Origin of the sequence: Streptomyces mirabilis (assembly GCF_039503195.1) — a bacterium.
GTDB classification, from domain to species: Bacteria; Actinomycetota; Actinomycetes; order Streptomycetales; family Streptomycetaceae; genus Streptomyces; species Streptomyces mirabilis_D.
In genome coordinates, this window is the sequence record NZ_JBCJKP010000001.1 from 4,506,251 (window position 1) to 4,528,332 (window position 22,082).

Consider the following 22,082-nt stretch of genomic DNA (forward strand, 5'->3'; position numbering starts at 1 on the left):
ACCACGGATGGCGGAAGGTCCCTCAGGGACGAGCAGGTGACCGGAGGTCAGGAGGCCTTGGCCTTCTCCTCGGTCTTGGCGGCGGCCGGAGCCGCGGCGGCTGCCGGAGCCGGAGCCGGAGCCGGCTTCGCAGCCTCGTAGAACTCCTCACGAGGAGTCTCCATCGCACCGAGCGAGACGACCTCACGCTTGAGGAACATCGCGAGCGTCCAGTCGGCGAAGACGCGGATCTTACGGTTCCACGTCGGCATCGCCAGCCCGTGGTAGCCGCGGTGCATGTACCACGCCAGACGACCCTTGAGCTTGATCTTCATCTTGCCCATGACGATCATCGCGACGCCCTTGTGCAGGCCGAGACCCGCGACAGCGCCCTTGTTGGAGTGCGAGTACTCCTTCTGCGGGAAGCCCCGCATGCCGGAGACCACGTTGTCGCCGAGGACCTTCGCCTGACGGAGCGCGTGCTGCGCGTTCGGCGGGCACCAGGCGTTCTCGACCCCGGCCTTGCGCGCGGCGACGTCCGGCACCTGGGCGTTGTCGCCGGCGGCCCAGATGTAGTCCGTGCCCTGCACCTGGAGGGTGGTCTGGGTGTCCACGTGACCACGCGGGCCGAGCGGCAGACCGAAGCGGGAGAGGACGGGGTTCGGCTTGACGCCGGCCGTCCACACGATGGTGTTGGAGTCGACCTCGAGGCCGTTCTTCAGTACGACGTGGCCGTCGACGCAGGAGTCCATGGAGGTGGAGAGGTAGATCTCCACACCACGGCCCTCCAGGTGCTCCTTGCCGTACTGGCCGAGCTTGGGGCCGACCTCGGGGAGGATCTTGTCCGCGGCGTCGACGAGGATGAAGCGCATGTCCTCGCGGGACACGTTGGTGTAGTACTTCGACGCGTCGCGGGCCATGTCCTCGACCTCGCCGATGGTCTCCGCACCCGCGAAGCCACCCCCCACGAAGACGAAGGTGAGCGCCTTGCGGCGGATGTCCTCGTCCGTGGTCGAGTCAGCCTTGTCGAGCTGCTCGAGGACGTGGTTGCGCAGGCCGATGGACTCCTCGATGCCCTTCATACCGATGCCCTGTTCGGCGAGGCCGGGGATCGGGAAGGTGCGGGAGACCGCGCCCATCGCGATGACGAGGTAGTCGAAAGGCAGCTCGTACGCCTCGCCCACGAGGGGGGCGATCGTGGCGACCTTGCGGTCCTGGTCGATGGTGGTGACCCGGCCGGTGAGGACCTCCGCCTTGGGCAGGACGCGTCGCAACGGGACGACGACGTGCCGAGGGGAGATGCTGCCGGCGGCGGCTTCGGGGAGGAAGGGCTGGTAGGTCATGTACGACCGGGGGTCGACGACCGTGACGGTCGCCTCGCCGTAGCGCATCTTCTTGAGAATGCGCCGAGCTGCGTACAGGCCTACGTACCCACCGCCTACTACGAGGATCCTGGGACGCTCCGTGGTGCTCATGCCATCGAGTATCCACCCGCCCCTGGAGGGTCGCTCGTGCGCCCCTTCACAAGCTTGGGTGGGGCCTCTGCTACACTGCGCCGCTCACGTGACCCAGGTCATGGCGGCGAGAGGGAACCACCGTGTAGTGGCGACCGTTGTCAACACCGCGTGAGCTGCCGCTCCGGGTGTCCGAACCGGTCGAACCACCCCTCCGCTTCACCCGCCGGAAACGCTCCTGGAACACTCCGTCGAGCACCCTCCCGAGCCTGGTGAGGCCCCTAAGAGCACTCAAGGGGGCCCATCGTCCCCCTACTGGGCCGAATTCCTTGTGAAGAACTTCACGAAGTTTTCCGGCGGCGCGTCGCCGAGAGGGTCCGAATGGCCCCCAGGGCGCGCTCATACGTTATCCGACCTGCTCAAGGGAGGCTACCAGCGGGTAGTAAAGGCTTCCTCGCTGCAGAAGCCGCACTCGGAAACGGCAGCCCGCGGCCCCCTCCGGTCAGCCCCTCACGCGATGGACCACGCGATCCCGTCCAGGATGTCGTGTTCGCTCACCACGACCTCCGCCGCACCGATCCGCTCCATGATCGCGAGCAGGACGAGGGCACCGGCGGCGATGACGTCGACGCGCCCCGGGTGCATGGAAGGGATCGCGGCGCGCTCGGCGTGGGTGGAGGCCAGCAGCCGGTCGGTGATCTCGCGCACCTTCTCGTACGGGAAGCGGGAGTGGTGGATGGCGGCCGAATCGTAGGCGGGGAGGTCCAGCGCGATGGCCGCGACCGTGGTGACCGAACCCGCGAGGCCGACGAGCGTGTGGGCCTCGCGCAACGGGACCGTCCGCTCGGCGAGGTCGAGGGCCGCCTCGATGTCGGCGCGGATGGCCTCGATCTCGGCGGGGGTCGGCGGGTCGCTGACGACCGCGTCGTGCACGAGGTGCCGCTCGGTCATCCGTACGCAACCGATGTCCACGGAGCGGGCGGCGCGCACGTGGTCGTCACCGACGACCAGTTCGGTGGACCCGCCGCCGATGTCCACGACCAGGTAGGGCTTGGCGAGGTCGTCCCGGCCCGTCAGTTCCTTGGTCGCGCCGATGAAGGAGAACTCGGCCTCCTCGTCGCCGGTGATGACCTCGGGCTCGACGCCCAGGATGTCCAGCACGCCGCGCACGAACTCGTCCCGGTTCTCCGCGTCGCGGGAGGCGGAGGTCGCCACGAAGCGCAGTCGCTCCGCGCCGTGCCGCTTGATGATCGCCGCGTACTCGCGGCAGGCCTCGAAGGTGCGCTCCAGGGCCTCGGGGGCGAGGCGTCCGGTGCGGTCGACGCCCTGGCCGAGCCGGACGATCGTCATCCGGCGGTCCAGATCGACGAGTTCCCCCGTCACCGGGTTCGCGTCGGCGACGAGGAGGCGGATCGAATTCGTACCGCAGTCGATGGCGGCGACCCTGGTCATCGGTTGTTGTCTCCTGCTCGTGAAGTCGTTTCCTCGGGGGGCGCGGGGAACCGCGCGCTCAACCCCCACCACCCCGCAGACAGGACACGCACCGGGAGGAGGGGGCGCAGCCCTCTCACTCCCCCTCGGACGGCGGCTCCGCCGCCACCACGCACGCACCCTTGCGCCACCACTCCGGCAGCATCGCGATCGCCTCGTCGCCCAGCGGATTCACCCCGGGCCCCGCGGCCAGCGAGTGCGCCACCAGCACATGCAGACACTTCACCCGGTCCGGCATCCCACCGGCGCTCGGAAAGCCCGCCAGCACCTCGATGGCGTCGCGCCGCGCGATGTAGTCCTCGTGGGCGGCCCGGTACGCGGCGGCCAGTTCGGGATCGGTCGCCAGCCGGTCCGTCATCTCCTTCATGACGCCGTTCGCCTCCAGCGTGCCGATCGCGGAGGCCGCGCGCGGGCACGTGAGGTAGTACGTCGTCGGGAACGGCGTACCGTCCGGCAGCCGGGGCGCCGTCTCCACCACGTCCGGCTGACCGCAGGGACAGCGGTGCGCGATCGCCCGCAGCCCGCGCGGCGGCCGGCCGAGCTGTTGCTTGAAGGCCTCGACGTCCGCGTCGGTCGGCTCGGTGCGCGGGGTGGGCGGCGGGGGCGTTTCCATGCCTGTGCTCAAGTCTCTTTCTTCTTCGATTCACCGGTCGTCAGGTCACCGGTCGTCAGGTCGGTCGTCAGGTCACCGGTCGGAGTGGTCCGACTTGTCGACGCCGTCCCAGACGTTGGCGTACCAGGGGCGGGTTGCCACCCCCAGATCCGTACGCGACTGCTTCGCCGCGTCCGGGTCGATCACGACGTATCCGGTCTCGCCCGGCATCACATAGTGCAGCCGTTCCCGGATCTGCTGCTTCGCGTACGCGTCGTCCTGCCAGCGCGCCTTGAGGTCACGGAGCTGCTCGACCCGGGCGCGGGCCTGCTGCCGCTGTCGCTCCAGATCGGCGATCGCGGCGCGCTGGGACACGTACTGCCTTATCGGGTACGCGAGGGCCACGATCAGAGAACAGAGTACGAGAGCCAGCAGCGCGGCACGGCCGGTCAGGCGTGAGCGGCGGGCCTGACGCTTGGTCTGGGAGCGGTAGACCCGGGCCGCCGTCTGCTCGCCGAGCAGCTTCAGCCTGGTCGCGGTGGAGAACCGGTCCCGGTCCTTCACGGCCATGTCCCGCCTCCCGTTCACACGCGCGTACGTCCCCGGACACGGTACGGGACCGGGGACGGGGACGTACGTACGACTGGCTAAGGCTTGACCCTCCGCGGGTGTCAGCCCTTGAAGCGCGGGAACGCGCTGCGGCCCGCGTACACCGCGGCGTCGTCGAGGATCTCCTCGATGCGCAGCAGCTGGTTGTACTTGGCGACGCGGTCCGAGCGGGCCGGGGCGCCGGTCTTGATCTGGCCGCAGTTCACCGCGACGGCGAGGTCGGCGATGGTGACGTCCTCGGTCTCGCCGGAGCGGTGGGACATCATGCACTTGAAGCCGTTGCGCTGGGCCATCTCGACGGCGTCCAGGGTCTCGGTCAGCGAGCCGATCTGGTTGACCTTGACGAGCAGGGCGTTCGCGGAGCCCTCCTCGATGCCGCGGGCCAGGCGCTCCGGGTTGGTGACGAAGAGGTCGTCGCCGACGATCTGGACCTTGTCGCCCAGCTTCTCGGTGATGACGTTCCAGCCGGCCCAGTCGTCCTCGTACAGCGGGTCCTCGATGGAGACCAGCGGGTACGCGGAGACGAGCTCCTCGTAGTACTCGGTCATCTCGGCGGCCGAGCGGGACTTGCCCTCGAACTCGTACTTGCCGTCCTTGTAGAACTCGGACGCGGCGACGTCGAGCGCGAGCGCGATCTGCTCACCGGGGATGTAGCCGGCCTGCTTGATGGCCTCGAGGATGAGGTCGAGCGCGGCGCGGTTCGACTCCAGGTTCGGGGCGAAGCCGCCCTCGTCGCCCAGGCCGGTGGACAGGCCCTTGGTCTTCAGCACCTTCTTGAGGGTGTGGTAGACCTCGGCGCCCCAGCGCAGGGCCTCGGAGAAGGACTCCGCGCCGATCGGGGCGATCATGAACTCCTGGATGTCCACGTTGGAGTCGGCGTGCGAGCCGCCGTTCAGGATGTTCATCATCGGAACGGGCAGCAGGTGCGCGTTCGGGCCGCCCAGGTAGCGGAAGAGGGGGAGGTCGGACGCCTCGGAGGCGGCGTGCGCGACGGCGAGCGAGACGCCGAGGATGGCGTTGGCGCCGAGCGAGCCCTTGTTGTCGGTGGCGTCCAGGTCGAACATCGCCTGGTCGATCAGGCGCTGCTCGGTGGCGTCGTAGCCGACGAGCTCCGGGCCGATCTGCTCGATGACGGCGAGGACGGCCTTCTCGACACCCTTGCCGCCGTAACGGTTGGGGTCACCGTCACGCAGCTCGATGGCCTCGAAGGCGCCCGTGGAGGCGCCGGACGGGACGGCGGCACGACCGGTGCTGCCGTCGTCGAGGCCGACCTCGACCTCGACCGTGGGGTTGCCTCGGGAGTCCAGGATTTCCCGGGCTACGACGACGTCGATGGACGGCACGAGCATCTCCTTCTGGGATGTGACGCGGGTACGCGGAGCCTGTGATGGCTTCGCGACATGAGCCTAACCGCCCCGGGGGGATCGGCCAGCCGGTCGCCCACCCCTTGGGCAGAACTGAACGTACACATTGTTCCAGAACGGAACAAAAACGGGTACGGAAATCTGGGTACGAAACGCTCGGACGAAACGCTCGGACGAAACGCTCGGTACGAAATGCCGGATACGAAAAACCCCGCTCCGGTGCGTACGGGGAAGACGCACCGGAGCGGGGAGCCCGTGGGGACGGGGGTGGCCCTCACCGGGGCCTCCGGTGTGGAGACCCCTTTCATGAGGGACCTGTCATTCAGCTGGGGTGAAACAGCCGGTCATCAGCTGAGGTGCAGCTGCTGACCCGGGTAGATGACGTCGGCGTCGTCGACGATGTCCTTGTTCAGCTTGAACAGCCGCTGCCAGCCGCCCTTGACCTTCTTCTTCTCGGCGATCGAGCTGAGGCTGTCGCCCTTGACGACCTTGTACTCGCCGTCACCCTTCTTGACCTTCTTGCCGGTCGGGGTGGAGACGGTCTTCTCGGCGGCCGGGCGGGACGCCGAACGGGAGGCCGCGGTGTCCGTCGAGCGGGTGGTGGTGCTGGTGCTCGGCGAGCTGTTCGACGAGGAGCTGTTCGAGGAGGACGAGGTCGACGGGGCGCTCGCACCACCGGTGTACGCGGCGCTCGACAGACCCGTGCCACAGGTCGGCCAGGCGCCCTTGCCCTGCGCGGCGAGGACCTTCTCGCCGACGGTGATCTGCTGGGACTTGGAGGCCTGGTTGGCGGTCGCGGCGTACGCGGTGCCGCCGTACGCGGCCCAGGTGGAGGCAGAGAACTGCAGACCGCCGTAGTAGCCGTTGCCGGTGTTGATGGACCAGTTCCCGCCGGACTCGCACTGGGCGACGGCGTCCCACTCGGAAGTGGTGGCGGCGGAGGCGTTGCCGGCCGCCATCAGCGGAGCGGCGATGGCGACACCGGTGACACCGGCGAGCGTGGCGACACGAGTGGCCTTGGACGGACGGCGGTGCTTGCCCTTGCTGGAAAACAGCATGGAGAGATCCCCTCACCGACGCCTGCGAGGTGAGCTGTCGGGTTCGGGCGGGTGAGTGCCCGGCCGTACGCACTGAGCGCTCGGCTTCACCCCAAGCCGCTCCCGGTCAACTACCGGGCGCGGCGCCTACCTTGGTTCCCCCGCTCCTGCCTACGGCGCTGACGCGTCGACTGTTCCCGTACGGCCGTTGGCAGGATTCGGCGTTGACGACCGTCGGGGCCCGCTGTGGCGAGCGGTGACGACCGTAAGCAGTCGATCGGCTGAATTCCAAAGACGATCAGGGCCTTTGAGATCCATCTCTCACTCGCACCAAACCGGACATTACACAGCGAACCGTGACGCGAACTGCCTCTACTTTTCGCCCGATTCAGCACCAACTGCAAGGCTCTGACCGGGGAGGATGAGGTTCGGGTCGACGCCGACCGTCTTCTTGTTCACGTCGTACAGCTCGGCCCATCCGCCTTGGAGGTCAAGGGCGTCCGCGATGGTCCAGAGATTGTCTCCGGCGCGCACGACGTAGGAACCGTCGACGACATCGCGGGAGGCGCCCGCGCCACGCGAGGCGTGCCGCCCGGTGGAGTCGTCGCCACGGCCGTCCACGGCGCCGTCAGTGGTGTTCTCGGCCGCGGTGCCGCCGCGGTGGCGCCCCGCACCGGTCGTTGCATTCTCGGACGTACCGGAAGAGTCGCCGCCCTGCCCGGAGTTGCCCGAGTTGCCGCTCTTCGTCGTTTCCGTGCCGGAGCCGCCCGCCCCCTGGGCGTCGCCGCTGATGTCGGCCTTCGTCGTGTTTCCGGCAGCGTTCCCGGTCGCCTTCGAGGACGAACCGGACGAAGACGAATCGGACTTCGAGCCAGAAGAGGCGGACGGAGTCGAATTCGTGGACGAACCGGATGAACCGGAGGAATCCGGTGTACTGGACGAGTCGTTCGCCACGCCCGTGTCGACCAGGATGTCGCCCGAGTTCTTGCTCAGCCCGGAGAGCGGTCCGCAGGTCGGCCAGGGGGTGAGGCCCTGGTCGTCGAGGAGCTTCTCGGCGATGGCTATCTGCTGCGAGCGGCTGGCCTCGTCGGCGCTCGACGCGTAGGTGAGGCCGCCGTACTTCTCCCAGTCCGCCTGGCTGATCTGGAGCCCGCCGTAATACCCGTTGCCGCTGTCGGCACTCCACTGGCCGGCGCTCTCGCACTCGGCGACCCGGTCCCACGTGGTGCCGTCGGCCGCGCTCGCGCTGGTGGCACCGAGCAACGGGATCGCGATGGCGGATCCGGTCACTCCTGCCGCGACGATGAGGGCCGGGGCCTGACGGGGGCGACGATGGCGGCCGTTCCCGGAGAGCATGCGGAAGCCTTTCACGTGACAGCAGGTGACTACGCGACGTGTGAGTCGCGTTGACGAGTGAACGTATCCGCACCCGAACACTTGTCACAAGTCGATGCAGCGTAGATCACGTGAAGATCACAGAGTTGAGTGCGCGTCAGGTTTGAGCGCCCACAGGTGTAGGGTCGCCCGCTACCGCGCGCCCGGTACCGGAGGCGTGAACTCCACTGGAAGCGTGCGCAATCCACGCATAATGAGCCCACCGCGCCAGCGCAAATCGGCCGAATCTCCCGCGAGTTGAAGGTCGGGGAGACGGGTGAGAAGGGTGGCGAGCGCGGTCTGGCCCTCCAGGCGGGCGAGCGGGGCGCCGAGGCAGTAGTGGAGGCCGTGCCCGTAGCCGAGGTGTTGGTTGTCACGGCGGGAGAGGTCGAGCGTGTCCGGTCGTTCGAACCGCGCGGGGTCACGGTCCGCAGCCGCGAGGACCACGAGGACGGGGTCGCCGGGCGCGATGCCTCGACCGCCGATGCACACGGCCTCGGTCGCGAACCGCCACGTGGCCAGTTCCACGGGCCCGTCGTAACGGAGGAGTTCCTCGACGCCGGTCTCGAGGAGTCCGCGTTCGCCGGCGGCGAGGGACCGCTGGAGACGCGCGCGCTGCTCGGGGTGGGTGAGGAGGGCGTACGTGCCGTTGCCGATGAGATTGACGGTCGTCTCGAATCCGGCGAAGAGCAGGATGAAGGCCATGGCGGCGGCCTCGTTCTCCGTGAGGTGCTCGCCGTGGTCGGAGGCGCGGATGAGGCCCGAAATGAGGTCCTCACCGGGCGCGGGTGTATCCGGGAGACCTTCCCGCTTCTTGTGAATGAGCTCGAGCAGATACCCGCGCATCTTCTTGACCGACCGCGCGACCCCGCCCCGCGGTCCGCCACCGTGCCGGATCATCATCCCCGCCCAGTCCCGGAAGTCGTCCTGGTCCTCGCGGGGCACGCCCAGCAGGTCGCAAATGGCGTAAATAGGAAGTGGGAACGCGAACTCGTGGATCAGATCCGCAGAACCCTTCGCCGCGAACTGGTCGATCAGTTGATCGGTGAGCTCCTGCACGCGTGGCGCGAACTCGGCCACCCGTCGCGGCGTGAACGCCTTCGAGACCAGCCGCCGCAGCCGGGTGTGGTCCGGCGGGTCGATGTTCAGCAGATGCGTCATCAACTCGGCCTTGCGCTCCCCCGGGATACCCGTCTTCCCCTTCGCGTGGGCGGGTTCGTCGTGGTGCGCCGGATTCTTGCTGAGCCGCGCGTCGGCGAGCGCCTGCTTGGCGTCCGCGTACCGCGTCACCAGCCAGGCCTCCACCCCACTCGGCAGCCGCGTCCTGTGCACGGGGGCGTGCTCCCGCAGCCAGGCGTACGCGGGGTAGGGATCGCTGGCGAACTCCCAGGTGAAGAGTTCCGGGGCGGGGCTGAACGGCGGCGGCTGATCGGTCACTCCCTGACGGTATCCGGAGGGAGCGGAGGGGCGGGCCGCGGCGGGGTGGGTGCGGGGGACGCGGGGGTGCGGGGGCGAGGGCGGCATGTGCACGGGGGGCGGTGCAGAACGTGCCCCATTCATCCCGGGCCATCCCGAAATCGGCTGCTGTTTGACTCCACGGCTCGCCTCCTCCCTAAATTCGCGCCGTGGACCCCGAAATACTCAGATCCAGCTTCGCGGTCGTCGAAAGACGGGCCGAGTTCGCGGTCAAGTACTTCTACTCGCATCTCTTCCGGCACAACCCGGACGTCCGCGGGCTCTTCCCCCTGGACTTCCCGGAGGACATGGAGCGACAGCGGGACCGGTTGTTCGCGGCACTCACCTATGTGATGGAGCGGCTGGAGGATCCGACGCTGCCGGGGTACCTGCGGGAGCTGGGACGAGACCACCGGAAGTACCTGGCCGAGCCGGAGCACTACGCCGCCGTGGGGGCGAGCCTGATCGCCGCGTTCGCCGCCGTCGCGGGGTCGGCGTGGAACGCGGAGGCCGAGAAGGCCTGGGCCGAGGCGTACGGGGCGATCACGAACGTCATGCTCCAGGGCGCGTGGGAGGCACAGCACGAGGGTGAACCGCCCTGGTGGGACGCCGAGGTCGTGTCCCGGACCCGGCACGGCGACGACCTCGTCGTACTGACCCTCCGCCCGCACCACCGGCTGCGCCACTCCCCCGGCCAGTACGTCAGCGTCAGCGTCCCCCACCTGCCGGGCATCTGGCGCCCGTACTCGCTCGGCAACGCGCCCCGCGCCGACCACACCGTCGACCTGCACGTCAGCCGTGTCGAGGGCGGGGTGCTGTCCACTGCCCTGGTCCGGCAGACCCGGGAGGGCGATGTCCTGCGGCTCGGCGCACCGGGCGGCGCCCTGACCCTGCGGGTGCCGGTGGAACGGCCGCTGACCTTCATCGCGGCCGGCACCGGATGGGCTCCCGTCAAGGCGCTGCTCCAGCAACTCGACGCCACGCACGAGGCCCGGCTGTTCCTCGTGGCCCGCGACACCTCGTACCTCTACGACCGGTCGGCCGTGGAACGACTCCAGTCCCGGTTACCCCGCCTCGGCGTCACCTTCATCACCCCCGCACCCGGCCGCCCCAAGGCCCAGGCCACCGAGCGACTGCTGACCGCGCTGGGCAACCGCGCCGGCTGGGCACGCCACGACGTCTATCTCGCCGGGCCGCCCCAGCTCGTCGAGGAGATCGCCGAGTCTCTGCCCGCCCTCGGCACCCCGCCGGAACAGATCTTCCACGATCTCCTGCCACCCGCCGACCCCAGCCGCCCCCGCCCCCTGGGCCCCGCGGAATGGCTCCTGGACCGCCCCCACCCCAACTGGCACAACCCGACAAGCCGCGCCCCTCACACGTAGCCCTGGGGCCCTCCCCCTCCCCCCTCCCTCCCCCTCCCCGTTTCCGCTTCCTCAGGCCGTCTCCGTCGCCCGGATCGCGTCCCGGTAGGCCCGCGCCGCCGCGCGCAGGGCCGCCTCCGGGTCCACTCCCCCGGCCTCCGCGTGGGCGGCGATGGCCAGCAGCTCGTAGCCGACGCCTTCGCCTCGGGGGAGTTCGACATCAAGTCCCGCCGCGCGCACGCGCGATGCCAGCTTCGCCGCGAGGGCCAGGCCCGGCTGGCCCAGTGGTATCCCCTCCGTCACGGACGTCCGCCGCTTCTCCTCGGCCTTGGTGCGCAGCCAGTGCTCCTTGACCTCCTCGGGGGTCGTGGCCGTCTCGTCGCCGAACACGTGCGGGTGGCGGTGGATCAGCTTGGCGACGATGCCGCCGGCCACGTCGTCGATGGAGAAGGGTGCCTCGGCGTCCTCCTCCGCGATCCTGGCGTGGAAGACGACCTGGAGCAGAACGTCGCCGAGTTCTTCCCTGAGCTCGTCCCGGTCGCCCTCCTCGATCGCCTCGACGAGCTCGTACGCCTCCTCGATCCCGTACTTCGCGAGGCCCTTGTGGGTCTGCTGGGACGACCACGGGCACTCGACGCGGATGCGGTCCATGACCTGGACGAGGTCGAGGAGTCGGGCGCCCGGCAGGTCGTACGAGGCCGGGAGCAACTCCAGGTCGGGCATCTGTATGCGGCCGGAGCCGGCGAGGCGGGCCAGTCCGTCGGTGAGACGCGGCTCGCCCTCCCCTGTGGCGACGACGACCACCGTGCGGCCACCGACGCAGGCGTCCACCAGGTCCTGGGCATCGGGGGAAGCCTCGTCGACGCTGATGCCCGCCTCGCGCAGATACGGCAGCTGCGGATGCGCGCCGTCCGCGCACACCACCTGGTCGGCGGCGCGCAGCGCCTGCCAGGCGGGCCAGGACAGCAGCCCGGGGGCGACGCGGTGGCTGGTGGTGAGCAGGACGATACGGCCGGGGTCGGGAACCTGGGCGGTGGCGTCGGAGCTGGTTGCGTTCACCCCACGAACGTAACCCACGCCACCGACGCCCCCAGGAGTTGTCCACAGGCCGGGAGGGGGTCGCACCGTTTGTCCACAGCCCCACCCCCAGCCCAGAACCTGGCGTTGGCCTACGGCCCACTGGACTCTCACTGACCTACTGACCTACTGGCCCACCGAGCTACTGGCCCACTGAGCTACTACGCCGTCTGCTGCGTCCCCGTCGACGTGACCTCCCGCAGCCACGGCGTCTTCACATCGACGCGGCTGCTCTTCTGCACGTCCCAGGCGCCGTAGCGCGGGTTCAGGTCGACGTTCAGCTTCTTGGACGCGTCGGACATGGCCTTCCAGAACGCGGCCTTGCCGTCGGTGGTGTTCATGTCGGCACCGAGCGCGGCGGCGAGCTTCTGGGCCTCGATCTCGGTACGGAGGTTGTCGTCGAGACGCTGGGGCACCACCCCGTACTGCTGCAGCCAGGCCGTCTCCAGCGCCTTCGCACCGCCCGCCTGACCCTCCAGCGTCGCCCGCATCCGCTGGGTGTCCGCGCGGGTGACGCTCACGCCCGCGTCCTTGGCGGCCTGGTCGAGAACCTGGTCGAGGACCATGGTGTGCAGGGTGTCGCGGGTGAGGCTGCCGGTCTTGGCGATGGCCTGCTCGTACTGGGCCTCGTCCTTGACGGCGGCCCGCTGTGCCGCGCGCACCTCGTTCACCCGGCTCTCCAACTGCGCGACCGTGATCCGCCGGCCACCGACGACGGCGGCGGCGCCTGGGTGCGCCTCGCCACCGCACGCCGTGAGAAGGGGGGCCGCTGCGACGATCGCAGCGGAGAGGACGAACGCGGTGCGACGGCGGCGGTGCAAGGAAACCTCCCGAGGAGATTGTGCGACGGTGCACAAAGTCTTGCGGTGATCGATGGTAGGCAGTGGCCCGGCTCTCGGCCAGCCATTCGACCAACGATTCGCGGAGACTTCCGATACCGGCGCGGCCGCCGTGACGAGTGGGACGGCCACCGTCCGCTCGTACGACCGTTCACATCGGCTCGTCCGACCGATCGCGTCGACTCGTGCGACCGATCAGGTCCGGTCGCACGACCGGCCACGTCGGGGCGCACGGCCGATCGCGTCCTGGCGTGCCGGCCCCGGTCAACCGCGCGCCTCGACCTCGCGCTCGACGACCCCGGCGACCTCGGCGCGCAGTCCGTCGCCGACGCGCGTCACGGTGATGTTCTTGGCGCTCGTGGAGTCGGCTCCGGCGTCCGCCACCAGCACGAAGTCGACCTTCTGGTACTGCGGGGCGGTCTGCGTCGCCGCCGTGACCTCGGGCTTTCCGGTCGCGACGACCACGTCGCAGGACCGCTGGAGCAGGCCGTTGAGGTAGGGCCGCGCGTTGGCCGCGGACTGGTCACCGGTCACCGGGACATAGCTCACGCGCGCGTGCGTCTTGAGGGACGCGTCCTGCATGCCCTGCCAGACCTCGGCCGCGGTGGTCCCGGCCGTGATCCCGTCCTTGCCGGTCAGCAGACAGGCGTCGACGTCCTTGTAGTGGCGGGCCCGGGTGTCGGGGACCTGTCGCTTCGTGTCGGTACGGGAGAGGAGGTAGCCGGTGACGGCGACCGCGACCGCGACGATCACGGCACCCGCCACCATCGCGACCCCCCTGCCGCCCAGTACACGCGGCCATTGGAGTACCGCCCGCACACCGGCGGCGAGCCTCGACTCCTGCGTGGCGTCGCGCGCCGCCTTCGCGCGCTGCGCCTGCGGCACCTGCCTGACCCGCTTGACCACGTGGTTCCCGTACTTCCGCTCTTCCGTGCTTTCGTCCGGCCGGTGCGCCGCTAGTACCCGACGCTCCGGGGCCAGACCGTCCAGGCGTGCACCGCCGCGCCGACCATCGACGCCAGGATCAGGAGCACGTCGTCCGCGAACTCGAGGCCGTGGGTGGTCTCGGGGGTGAGCGAGAGCTGCATGACCCATGCCACCAGCACCGCGCAGAACCCCCCGAAGACCGCCCAGTCCGCGCGGGTGCCCCGCCGCAGGGCGATCACGAGGGACGGAACAGGACACAACAGCCCCAGGCTGACGACGGGAAGCGCCGCCAGCCCGGCACGGACGGCGGACGGTCCGACGACCGCCGGCAGCCTTTCGACCCTCATGCCCTGCTCCTCTTGGGGTGTTCTCCGGATCTTGCGGTGTCCTCCGGAGGAGTGCGGATGTCAGCCGGTGATGGCGACCGGCGCGTCCCAGGCGTCGCGGTCCACGGTGATCGTGACACCGCCTATGGTCTCCTTGCTGTTGACCATGTACTGGTGGGCGCGGCTGTGGCCGGTGAACTGGGTGGAGCCCCACGGCCAGTCCGAGGTCGTCGTGTTGACCTTGTCCCACAGCGCGTACCAGAGGTTGCCCGGCAGGTCCGTCTTGTCGGTCGCGGTCGCGATGGCCTTGGCGCTGGAGCTGGTGAAGCCGTAGAAACCGGTCCGGTACGTCTTGGCGTGCAGCACCTTGTCGAAGGCGCGTACGTACGTCAGGGTGGCCTTGTTGCACGCCGCGTTCGTGATGTCGTACGACTCCATGTCCAGGTAGATCGGACTGCCCGCCTTCATGCCCAGCGTGGACGCCTTGGCCACGGCGTCCGCGGCGTCGGTGGCGCCGAGCGAGGCGGCGTTGGTGGTGGTGAGCTTCTCCGGGTTGGAGCCGGTCTGGCAGGACGGCTGGGCGCCGACGTACAGCGGGATGAGCTTCCAGCCCAGGGTGCTGACCGACTTCACCCAGGAAGCGGTGAGGTTGGGCTGGTTGCAGCCGCGGTTCTTGCCGCCGATGTAGACGGCGGCCGCTCCGTAGAAGCCGGTGTGCCAGGCCTTCATCGCCGTCAGCGAGGGTGCGGTGCAGGTGTCGAAGGCCCGGCCCGTGAACGTCCGCTGGGCGGGCCAGGTGGTCGCCGCCATCGACGTCTGCGCCGCGATCCCGGCTCCGGCGACCACGGCCGCGCCTGCCGTCGCCCAAGCGAGGTAACGGCCCTTCTTAGACATCCGATGGCTGGACATCCCCACCCCATTCATGACGCACGCACGTCACAGCGCGCGGGACGTGCGGACATATAGATCGAAACAAGACAGTTCAAGACACTTCAAGACAGTTGAGCCCCGTCGGCGCCCATCCCGGCTCACCGACGAGAGAGGGTGACCGGCCCCCGGCGCGCGGGGCGGATCGCACCGTAACCGACGCCACCCCCTTGATCGGGAAACCCTGTACCTCAATCGCCACAAGAATCCCTCAAGCCACGGCAAAACATGGGGAGTCCGTGGAACCCCGGACCGGTGGACCCCCTCTTTCACCGATCTTTGGGACCCCCCCGATGCCTGTGCAGGGCCTGTGCACCCATAGAGTCCGCTCGGTTCAACAGCACCACTTCTCAAAGAAGGACTCAGACATCCCGATGCGTCACCCCTCCCGCGCGGCCAAGGCGCTGCTCGCCGCAGCCGTGCTCCCGCTGGCCCTGGCGGCCTGCTCCTCCGGCACCACCGTCCAGCCCTCGTCCGCCAAGACGAAACAGGCCAAGGACCCCAACGCCGGTCTGTTGACGGGCGCGCAGCTCAAGAAGGCGCTGGCGCCCGCGTCCTTCTTCGCCACCGGCTTCGCGGTCGACCCCAGCGGTGCGCGGGACTCCGGCACCACGTACACCCCGCCGAGCTCCTCCCCGGCACCGAAGCCGGACTGCTCCCTGCTGGGCGGCACCAGCTGGATAACGATCACCGGCGACTCGGGGGTGTCCTTCGCCCAGAACGACTACATCAGCAAGAACACTTCCGAGGACATCGCCCAGGAGATCGACACCTACCGCGGCACGACCTCGACGACCGTGCTGACGGACCTGGAGAAGACCGCCACCGCGTGCGCGACCTTCACCGACTCCGACACGCACACCAAGGTGAAGGTCACCGGCGCCACCACGCCCGGCCTGGGCGACTCCGCGTACACCATCACCCTGACCAACAGCGCCTGGCAGAACGGCACGACCCTGATCGCCGTGCGCGCGGGCACCGACGTCGTCAGCGTCATGTCCACGGACGGGCACGACAACGGCGCCGCCACGGCCAAGAAGCTGGCGACCCGGATCGTGACGTCCCTGAAGGGCGAACACCAGCGCGTGTGACCCGCCAGATGGGAACATGACACCCCCGAGAGGTTTCTCGGGACCCGAGAAAGCTCTCGGGGGGGCTCGTAGGGCGCTCGTGGGTGCTCGGGGGGTGTGAGGGGCATGGGCATGAGCGTGGACAAGCGCCTGGAAGCCGGCTGGGCCCAGCGGATCGCGTGGTCGGTCCTGGTGGTCGCGTCGCTGGGTCTGCTGGTGTGGGTGCCGTTCCTGTACGCCGCGATCCGCCGCGGCAGGGGCTCGGACTGGGGCGCCTTCGCCGCGTTCCTGCTGTACGAGCTGGTGACGCTGCCGTGGGCGACCGTTCAGTCGGACGCGGGCGATCCCGTCCTCGGCGCGGTCGCCGTCGTCACTCTGGCGATGGCGGTGTGGCTGCTGCTGTTCGCGCTGTTCGACAAGCGCACGCCGAAGTACGCCACGGCGAACGCGGGGCGGACACCCGGGCCCGTGCCGGGCCCGGCGCCGGGCAACCCGTATCTGCGCTGAGGGTCCCCCATATCTGCGCCGAGGGTCGCCCGTATCCACGCTGAGGTCACCCGGAAGCCTTCGTCCACGCTCAACGCACCCGGCGGTTCACCCCCGCCGGGTGCTTCGCACGACCCTGACGGCCGGCCAGGCCAGCAGCGCCCCGACAGCCCACAGGAAGACGGTGAGACCGGCCCATTCCCCGGTGCTGGTCTCCGGGTCCGAGGCGCCGAAGACGGTGTACGAGAGCGCCAGGAGGGACCAGAGTCCCGCGAGGAGCCCGAAGATGACGAGCATCGCCGTCTGCCCGCCGGTACGCCGCGCCGACGCCTTGCGCTGAGCCTGCTGACCCGCACCGGATCCTCCGGCCTGCCCCGCCGAAGCGGCACCCCCCTGCCGCCGCTGCTGCTGTTGCCGTTGACGGGGCGGCAACTGCACCACCGCGCTCGGATGCACCGCCGCGTCGATGGTCGCCATGGTGTGTGCGTCGATCCCGTACTCCCCCGGCTCCACCTCCACCGACAGGCCGTCGGTGCCGATGAGCCGGCGCCCGCCGTCGGGCCAGCTGAGCAGGGCGGCGCACGCGCGATAGAGCACGGTGGCCGCCTCGCCACCCGCCGTCAGACTGACCCCCTCGCCCCCGACGACCATGGCCGGCCCGTCCTTGCGTACGGCCTCGAACCGCGTGCCCGTGACGGCGTACGACGACGTGGTCGGGGCCGCCGTGTACCCGGCCCAGTCGGCCCGGTGCCCCGAGGGAGCCTGCAGCAACGCCGTCCCGGCGGCCTCCAGCGCCACCGCGTGCACATGCTGCGGTGTCATCGCCCACAGCTCGGCGCGCAGTTCGTCGAGCCCGCGCGGCGGACGGTGGGCGAGCAGTTCCTCCGCCGCGCCCGGCAGCCGCCGTACGGCCGCGTCGGGCGCGGTCAGCGTGGCGTCGCTGCGCCCGCGTACGGCCTCCAGGTCGGCCTGCGCGATCCGGCCGACCTGGAGGCCCGCGAGTACGTCGACGAACCCGCCGAGGACCGCGTCCTGCTTGGCGGGCAGCGCGTCCGCGAAGGCGGTGACGGTCGCGAAACCGTCCCGGCGGGAGGTGTAGTCGCTGGCCGCCGTGTAGGAGTAGCCGCCCTCCTGGCGCAGGGAGCGGGAGAGGGCGCGTTCCAGGACACCTGCGTAGAGCCGGGCGGCGGTGGTGTCGGTGACGACGGCGTCGAGCAGGACGCCGCCCTTGCCGTCGGAGAAGTAGGCGGGGGCGGTGGGGAGGGCTGAGGTGACGGCGGGCATCGGGCGCCGCCGACCGGCGGGCAGTTTGAGCGACAGCCCGGCCGGCAGCCGCTCCCCCGCGATCCACAGCACGGCGTTGTCCCGGGTGAACCAGGTCCCGGCCCATTCCCGTACGTCGTCCGGCCGCAACCCCCGTACGCCCCACTCCGGATAGCTGACCAGCCCGTACCCCTGGGCCCCGTAGCGCCACAGCGGCAGTTGTCCGGGCTCCCGGCCGGCCTCCTCGGTGCGCAGGATCTCCTTCTCGGTCTCCAGCCGTTCCATGGGCAGATCGAGGAGGGAGGTGCACACGCCGTCGAGGTAGGCGACGATCTCGTGCTCGGCGCCCTCCACGTGGAAGTGTGTGAACGCGGCCTTGGTCGCGCCGTTGAAGTGGTAGTCGGCCAGGCCCTGGCGGTGCAGCGCCAGGTGCTCCACCAGGTGGGTGATCCCGGCCCCGGCGAGCGTCTCGTCGGCGACGCCGACGCGGAAGACCAGTCCGGCACGCATCGGCCCGGCGGCGTACGCGAAGAGGGTGGGTATGCCGTCGACCTCGGTGTGATGGATGCCCTGGCTCATCGTCTGCCTCTGCCTGTCTTGTGCGGCATCCGCTCAGCCTCTTCCGAGGGCGGCGGAACGGTGTTTGACGTACGCGTCCGCGGGCTTGCCGAGGTAACTCCACGGGTACTCGGAGGCCAGGTTGCCCAGGGCGCGGAAGTGTGCGGCGGCGCGTGCGGTGTCGCCGATCAGCGAGAAGAGCGCGGCAAAGACGCCCTGGATGGTGACCCACCCGTACGCGGGTCGGTAGTGCGGGTGCAGGACGGACCGTTCGGCGGCCTCGACGAGTTCGGCGTGGACGTGGGACTGGCGCAGATAGTCGGTCCGCTCATTCCCCGCGGACGGCAGATCGAGCCAGCGCTCCAGGTGCGCCTCCGCCACCAGACCACCACTGAGCGACCCTTCGGGCGAGTTGAGCAGGCACTCGCGGGCGAACCCGTGTGCCGCCTCCCAGCTCCCGCTCCACTTGGGACACAGCTGCTGGAGCAGCCGGGCCTGCCCGGTCAAGTGGTGCGGGTGGTACGCGGCCAGTCGGTCGTACCTCCGCCGCGCCTCGTTCTGCCCGAGCTGCAGCCCCATGGCCGTGGTCAGGCGCGCGGCCCAGGCCGCGTCGTGGGACGGGTCGAGGGCGGTGGCCCGGATGAGCAGTTGCTCGGCCTGCCGCAGGTGCTCGTGCAGCTGCCGGAACTGTTCCCGGCTGACGTGCTCGGCGCGCGCGCTGCTCCGGATCTCCCAGCCGATCTCGATCTCGCGGGTCCCGAGCGTCGTGAGGGCCAGTACGTCGTCGGGGGCGGCGGCGACGAGTTCCCGCAGGAAGTGCTCGACGCCGGGCACCTCGGCGACGACCCGGACGAGGAACGCCCGGTCGGTGCCCTGCGGCAGCCCGTCGGCGTACCGCCGGATTCCCGCCCAGTCCCGCGCGGCGGTGGCCTGCCGCAGCCAGCCGACCTCGGGGAAGGCGGAGGCGAGTTCGAAGTCGGGGGGTGGGAGGGATGCGTCGGTCGACATGGAGCGGATGGTAAGTGGCGGGTTGGAGACGGTTTTCGCCCAGGTGTGGGGAGGTTGTGGGAACACAAGGCCCAAACAGCGCATACGGGCACCGCCTTGACCATGCGATGACTGATCTTGACCGTGTCATGACTCGAACTTGAGTTCGCCTTGTGTGAGGTGACCTCTCGCCTTGCCCCTGGCTTGGAACAATCCATGCGACCGCTGTCACCGCCACCTCTTCGCCACTCTCACCCCACCGTCACCAGGAGCCCACCCGTGGCACTCAACGCCCGTCGCGCCAGACAACTGCTCGAGATCTCGGCCCCCTTGCTGCTCCAGGGCGAGCAGGTCGAACTCACGAGCCTGGCCGGCATCGGAACGGTCTCGGTGCGCAAGCAGGCCCTCACCGCGGCGGTGGTCGGCGTACTCAGCGCGGGAACGGTGATGGCGACGGTCACCCCGCGCCCGATGTATCTCGTCCTGACGAACCAGCGGATCCTGTTCTTCGACGGCAACCGCGGCGGCAAGCCGGGCAAGCTGCTGATGAACCTCCCGCGCCCGTACGTCACCGCGAGCGCGCCCAAGAAGACCTTCCTCGGCCTCAAGGTGGTCACCCACCTGACCGTCGAGGGCCAGGAGGGCGCCCTCAAGGTCGACTTCCCGGTCCAGACCCGCACCGACGGCCACCGCTTCGCGACGGCCCTGCCGGTGACGCGCTGACGCGCCTCTCCCTCGTCGGTTCGCGACATAGACCTGCGGCATAGTCACTCGAACGGCTGAACCGACCCCAAGCCGCCCCGCCGGAAAGCATCCGAGTCACTACCTTCCGTCACATGGTCAGCTCAACGCTTGAGGCGATGCATCAGATCTTCAGGGAGGACCCGGAGCTGTTCGCCCGAGCCCTCCCGAAAGCGGGCATGCGGCGCGTTGACGCATTGTCGCCGAGGGAACCGGTCGGGACCCTTTCCCCGCGGCCCCTCCCCCACCCATGGATGCAGTCGGTCGTGTCAGTACCCGCCGTTAGTGTCACAACCCATGAGTGATCAACGGCATGAGGTGATCGTCCGCAGGGCCGAACAAACCGACATCGACGGGCTTGTCGCCCGCAGCAGCGCGCTGTTCGCCGAGGACGACGGTGCCCGCGACCCGGGCGTCGACATCAACTGGCCACGCAAGCACGGACCGCAGCGCTTCTCGTCCGGCCTGACGGACCCGGGCCGGCTGCTCCTTGTCGCCGATGGCGACGACGGCGAAGTGGTCGGCTGTCTCGCGGGCACGCTGGTGGAGCCCTCCGCGATGAAACCGGTGAAGGTCGCGACGCTGGTGAGCAGGTATGTGCGACCCGCATACCGGCGCGATCGGATCGGCGGACGCATGGTCGACGCATTCCGGGCCTGGGCAAAGGAATCGGGCGCCGGATCGGCACAGGTGACGGCCTGTGCGACCAACGCCGAGGCCATCCGTTTCTACGAGCGCAACGGCTTCGCGTCCCAGTCGGTGACCCTGGAAGCGGCTCTGTAGCCGGCGTCACAGAAACGCTCGAACACGGCACGCCACAAGGGAACACCGCGTCACAGCTCCGCTACACGGACCCACCACGCCTCCGTGAACGTCAGCATCTCCGGCATGCACCGAACCTTCACAACCGCGTCCGTCGTCGCCCTCCTGCTCTCCCTGACCGCGTGCGGCGGCGGCAACGCCCCCTCGAACTCCACGACCGACGCCCACGAACCCGCCAGGCCCGGCACGCTCGCGGGCAAACCACTCACCGCCCGCGCCGCGTTCCAGAAGATGTCCACGACGGTGCCCACGGCGAACCTCACCGGCACCGTGACCGCCGAGAACGACCCGAACCACCTGCTCGGCCGCCCCCACGAATACACGTCGAAAGTCACGTTCTCGGACAGCTGGGTACCAGCCGTCCAGGTCACCGGCGCGGACCCCGGCGACGTCGAACGCGGCGGCGCCATCGAGGCGTTCGCCAACCCGGCGGACGCCAAGGCACGCGCGGCGTACATCCGCGGCGTGGCCAAGTCCCTCCCGGCCCTGGCCGAGTACGACTACGTCCACGGCTCGGTACTCGTACGCGTCTCCCACTACCTCACCCCGAAGCAGGCCGCACAGTACGAGTCGGCCGCGGCCACTCTCGACTGAACCCCGGCGGAACTCCCACAACGCGGCGCCAAGGTGGTCGTCGGGGTTCAGAAGGCACTCCCCTCGCGGGGCCGTTCTCCTGGCCTCGCCCCAGGAACAGTGGAGCCAAGCGCGGCAGCCGGCGCCGCGTCGGTCCGGCGATGCTCACTGTTCGACCCATGTGTACCGAGCCCACACCGCTTCCCGGTCCTCGGCCTCCAAGAGGACCCGGACGCCCATCGGCCGGGGCAGGAGACACCCCTTTGGCCAGGTGATCTCCCCGTCGCCGACGAGAATCACGGTCTCGTCGGAGTCGTCGAGATCTGCAAGTTGTAGAACGTCCGGTCCCTGAGCCTCGTGACGGTGGAGAACTCCGGCTCCACGGTCACGATGACGCAGTCGTCCTCCGTATCGGCCAGAGTCAGGCCGATGGACGCACTCTCCGGAATCGACCTGTACACCTCCGGGAGGGCTGACAGATCGATCTCCGAGTGCTGGTACGAGGGGTTCCACACCTCGACGGTCACGACATCGGCCATTCAGTCGCCTTCCAGAAGCCGCGCGGACGTCAACCAGCTCACACGAGATCGTTCCGCAGCCGGTCCAGGGACGTCCACAAGGCCTCGCCGCCGACGGCCCAGCCCACGTCACCGACCTCGTGACGGAACCAGCGAGCGAGCCGAGGGACAAGCGAGTGTCTCGAGGATCTCAGCGGGCGCAGTCCTGATATCGATGGCTGGGAGGGAAGAATCCGACTGGAACACGTGAAT

Annotated in this window: 22 protein-coding genes and 1 riboswitch; of the genes, 6 read left to right on the plus strand and 16 right to left on the minus strand. The window is 69.5% G+C overall.

What is annotated here, in order from left to right; all coding sequences use genetic code 11:
* Nucleotides 1-47: 47 nt before the first annotated feature.
* The 8 genes from AAFF41_RS20830 to AAFF41_RS20865 form a co-directional block, all read right to left on the minus strand.
* The gene (locus AAFF41_RS20830; protein ID WP_319748934.1) at nucleotides 48-1,454 is read right to left on the minus strand and encodes an NAD(P)/FAD-dependent oxidoreductase; all 1,407 of its coding nucleotides are present in this window, start codon (nucleotides 1,452-1,454) and stop codon (nucleotides 48-50) included.
* 489 nt (nucleotides 1,455-1,943) lie between these two features.
* Entirely contained in the window at nucleotides 1,944-2,885 is a 942-nt protein-coding gene (locus AAFF41_RS20835) for a Ppx/GppA phosphatase family protein (protein WP_319748935.1), read from the minus strand.
* A 115-nt stretch (nucleotides 2,886-3,000) separates the two neighbouring features.
* Nucleotides 3,001-3,537, minus strand: a complete 537-nt coding sequence (locus tag AAFF41_RS20840) for a DUF501 domain-containing protein (RefSeq protein WP_054237267.1) — start codon at nucleotides 3,535-3,537, stop codon at nucleotides 3,001-3,003.
* Between the two features lie 72 nt (nucleotides 3,538-3,609).
* Nucleotides 3,610-4,086 (minus strand): FtsB family cell division protein, encoded by a 477-nt coding sequence (locus AAFF41_RS20845; protein ID WP_319748936.1) that lies wholly within the window; start codon nucleotides 4,084-4,086, stop codon nucleotides 3,610-3,612.
* A 101-nt stretch (nucleotides 4,087-4,187) separates the two neighbouring features.
* Entirely contained in the window at nucleotides 4,188-5,474 is a 1,287-nt protein-coding gene (eno, locus tag AAFF41_RS20850; protein ID WP_060897729.1) for a phosphopyruvate hydratase, read from the minus strand.
* 362 nt (nucleotides 5,475-5,836) lie between these two features.
* Nucleotides 5,837-6,547: a transglycosylase family protein gene (locus AAFF41_RS20855; RefSeq protein ID WP_319748937.1), complete on the minus strand. Its 711-nt coding sequence runs from the start codon at nucleotides 6,545-6,547 to the stop codon at nucleotides 5,837-5,839.
* Nucleotides 6,548-6,551: 4 nt separating this feature from the next.
* A riboswitch (cyclic di-AMP (ydaO/yuaA leader) is annotated at nucleotides 6,552-6,715 on the minus strand.
* A gap of 183 nt (nucleotides 6,716-6,898) precedes the next feature.
* Nucleotides 6,899-7,882: a LysM peptidoglycan-binding domain-containing protein gene (locus AAFF41_RS20860; protein WP_343324404.1), complete on the minus strand. Its 984-nt coding sequence runs from the start codon at nucleotides 7,880-7,882 to the stop codon at nucleotides 6,899-6,901.
* A 171-nt stretch (nucleotides 7,883-8,053) separates the two neighbouring features.
* Nucleotides 8,054-9,337, minus strand: a complete 1,284-nt coding sequence (locus tag AAFF41_RS20865; RefSeq protein WP_319748939.1) for a cytochrome P450 family protein — start codon at nucleotides 9,335-9,337, stop codon at nucleotides 8,054-8,056.
* Between the two features lie 188 nt (nucleotides 9,338-9,525).
* Between AAFF41_RS20865 and AAFF41_RS20870 the strand changes: the two genes are divergently transcribed.
* Nucleotides 9,526-10,737 carry a globin domain-containing protein gene (locus tag AAFF41_RS20870; protein WP_343324405.1) on the plus strand — a complete coding sequence of 404 codons (1,212 nt, stop codon included), beginning with the start codon at nucleotides 9,526-9,528 and terminating at the stop codon, nucleotides 10,735-10,737.
* A gap of 51 nt (nucleotides 10,738-10,788) precedes the next feature.
* Here the strand turns inward: AAFF41_RS20870 and AAFF41_RS20875 are convergent, their stop codons facing one another.
* The 5 genes from AAFF41_RS20875 to AAFF41_RS20895 all read right to left on the minus strand — a co-directional run bounded on the left by AAFF41_RS20875 (nucleotide 10,789) and on the right by AAFF41_RS20895 (nucleotide 14,794).
* Nucleotides 10,789-11,775, minus strand: a complete 987-nt coding sequence (locus AAFF41_RS20875; protein ID WP_319748942.1) for a nucleoside triphosphate pyrophosphohydrolase — start codon at nucleotides 11,773-11,775, stop codon at nucleotides 10,789-10,791.
* 179 nt (nucleotides 11,776-11,954) lie between these two features.
* The gene (locus tag AAFF41_RS20880; protein ID WP_319748943.1) at nucleotides 11,955-12,614 is read right to left on the minus strand and encodes a SurA N-terminal domain-containing protein; all 660 of its coding nucleotides are present in this window, start codon (nucleotides 12,612-12,614) and stop codon (nucleotides 11,955-11,957) included.
* Between the two features lie 282 nt (nucleotides 12,615-12,896).
* Nucleotides 12,897-13,538 carry a hypothetical protein gene (locus AAFF41_RS20885; protein WP_319748945.1) on the minus strand — a complete coding sequence of 214 codons (642 nt, stop codon included), beginning with the start codon at nucleotides 13,536-13,538 and terminating at the stop codon, nucleotides 12,897-12,899.
* A 50-nt stretch (nucleotides 13,539-13,588) separates the two neighbouring features.
* Complete coding sequence (locus tag AAFF41_RS20890) at nucleotides 13,589-13,906, minus strand: hypothetical protein (protein ID WP_343324406.1); 318 nt, start codon at nucleotides 13,904-13,906, stop codon at nucleotides 13,589-13,591.
* Nucleotides 13,907-13,966: 60 nt separating this feature from the next.
* On the minus strand, nucleotides 13,967-14,794 hold the full coding sequence (locus AAFF41_RS20895; protein ID WP_343324407.1) for a glycoside hydrolase domain-containing protein: 828 nt from the start codon (nucleotides 14,792-14,794) through the stop codon (nucleotides 13,967-13,969).
* A gap of 392 nt (nucleotides 14,795-15,186) precedes the next feature.
* Between AAFF41_RS20895 and AAFF41_RS20900 the strand changes: the two genes are divergently transcribed.
* Nucleotides 15,187-15,903 carry a hypothetical protein gene (locus tag AAFF41_RS20900; protein WP_319748950.1) on the plus strand — a complete coding sequence of 239 codons (717 nt, stop codon included), beginning with the start codon at nucleotides 15,187-15,189 and terminating at the stop codon, nucleotides 15,901-15,903.
* A gap of 111 nt (nucleotides 15,904-16,014) precedes the next feature.
* Complete coding sequence (locus AAFF41_RS20905; protein ID WP_343324408.1) at nucleotides 16,015-16,389, plus strand: hypothetical protein; 375 nt, start codon at nucleotides 16,015-16,017, stop codon at nucleotides 16,387-16,389.
* An 87-nt stretch (nucleotides 16,390-16,476) separates the two neighbouring features.
* Here AAFF41_RS20905 and AAFF41_RS20910 read toward each other — a convergent pair whose 3' ends face one another.
* Together AAFF41_RS20910 and AAFF41_RS20915 are read right to left on the minus strand one after the other, a co-directional pair.
* The gene (locus AAFF41_RS20910) at nucleotides 16,477-18,210 is read right to left on the minus strand and encodes a peptidase M16 family protein (RefSeq protein WP_319748952.1); all 1,734 of its coding nucleotides are present in this window, start codon (nucleotides 18,208-18,210) and stop codon (nucleotides 16,477-16,479) included.
* A gap of 33 nt (nucleotides 18,211-18,243) precedes the next feature.
* Nucleotides 18,244-19,197 carry a hypothetical protein gene (locus tag AAFF41_RS20915; RefSeq protein ID WP_343324409.1) on the minus strand — a complete coding sequence of 318 codons (954 nt, stop codon included), beginning with the start codon at nucleotides 19,195-19,197 and terminating at the stop codon, nucleotides 18,244-18,246.
* Nucleotides 19,198-19,455: 258 nt separating this feature from the next.
* Between AAFF41_RS20915 and AAFF41_RS20920 the strand changes: the two genes are divergently transcribed.
* The 3 genes from AAFF41_RS20920 to AAFF41_RS20930 all read left to right on the plus strand — a co-directional run bounded on the left by AAFF41_RS20920 (nucleotide 19,456) and on the right by AAFF41_RS20930 (nucleotide 21,333).
* Nucleotides 19,456-19,899, plus strand: coding sequence for a hypothetical protein (locus AAFF41_RS20920; protein WP_054232999.1), 444 nt, complete (start codon nucleotides 19,456-19,458; stop codon nucleotides 19,897-19,899).
* 315 nt (nucleotides 19,900-20,214) lie between these two features.
* On the plus strand, nucleotides 20,215-20,700 hold the full coding sequence (locus AAFF41_RS20925) for a GNAT family N-acetyltransferase (RefSeq protein WP_343324410.1): 486 nt from the start codon (nucleotides 20,215-20,217) through the stop codon (nucleotides 20,698-20,700).
* 105 nt (nucleotides 20,701-20,805) lie between these two features.
* Complete coding sequence (locus AAFF41_RS20930) at nucleotides 20,806-21,333, plus strand: hypothetical protein (protein WP_319748955.1); 528 nt, start codon at nucleotides 20,806-20,808, stop codon at nucleotides 21,331-21,333.
* 275 nt (nucleotides 21,334-21,608) lie between these two features.
* On the opposite strand, the gene AAFF41_RS20935 is transcribed toward AAFF41_RS20930, so the two are convergent.
* Complete coding sequence (locus AAFF41_RS20935) at nucleotides 21,609-21,839, minus strand: hypothetical protein (protein WP_343324411.1); 231 nt, start codon at nucleotides 21,837-21,839, stop codon at nucleotides 21,609-21,611.
* Nucleotides 21,840-22,082 lie beyond the last annotated feature (243 nt).

Coding starts and splice junctions, on each gene's coding strand:
- AAFF41_RS20830 (WP_319748934.1), bottom strand. CDS start 1,454: ATGAGCACCACGGAGCGTCCCAGGATCCTCGTAGTAGGCGGTGGGTAC.
- AAFF41_RS20835 (WP_319748935.1), bottom strand. CDS start 2,885: ATGACCAGGGTCGCCGCCATCGACTGCGGTACGAATTCGATCCGCCTC.
- AAFF41_RS20840 (WP_054237267.1), bottom strand. CDS start 3,537: ATGGAAACGCCCCCGCCGCCCACCCCGCGCACCGAGCCGACCGACGCG.
- AAFF41_RS20845 (WP_319748936.1), bottom strand. CDS start 4,086: ATGGCCGTGAAGGACCGGGACCGGTTCTCCACCGCGACCAGGCTGAAG.
- eno (WP_060897729.1), bottom strand. CDS start 5,474: ATGCTCGTGCCGTCCATCGACGTCGTCGTAGCCCGGGAAATCCTGGAC.
- AAFF41_RS20855 (WP_319748937.1), bottom strand. CDS start 6,547: ATGCTGTTTTCCAGCAAGGGCAAGCACCGCCGTCCGTCCAAGGCCACT.
- AAFF41_RS20860 (WP_343324404.1), bottom strand. CDS start 7,882: ATGCTCTCCGGGAACGGCCGCCATCGTCGCCCCCGTCAGGCCCCGGCC.
- AAFF41_RS20890 (WP_343324406.1), bottom strand. CDS start 13,906: ATGAGGGTCGAAAGGCTGCCGGCGGTCGTCGGACCGTCCGCCGTCCGT.
- AAFF41_RS20895 (WP_343324407.1), bottom strand. CDS start 14,794: ATGTCCAGCCATCGGATGTCTAAGAAGGGCCGTTACCTCGCTTGGGCG.
- AAFF41_RS20900 (WP_319748950.1), top strand. CDS start 15,187: ATGCGTCACCCCTCCCGCGCGGCCAAGGCGCTGCTCGCCGCAGCCGTG.
- AAFF41_RS20905 (WP_343324408.1), top strand. CDS start 16,015: ATGAGCGTGGACAAGCGCCTGGAAGCCGGCTGGGCCCAGCGGATCGCG.
- AAFF41_RS20910 (WP_319748952.1), bottom strand. CDS start 18,210: ATGAGCCAGGGCATCCATCACACCGAGGTCGACGGCATACCCACCCTC.
- AAFF41_RS20915 (WP_343324409.1), bottom strand. CDS start 19,197: ATGTCGACCGACGCATCCCTCCCACCCCCCGACTTCGAACTCGCCTCC.
- AAFF41_RS20925 (WP_343324410.1), top strand. CDS start 20,215: ATGAGTGATCAACGGCATGAGGTGATCGTCCGCAGGGCCGAACAAACC.
- AAFF41_RS20930 (WP_319748955.1), top strand. CDS start 20,806: ATGCACCGAACCTTCACAACCGCGTCCGTCGTCGCCCTCCTGCTCTCC.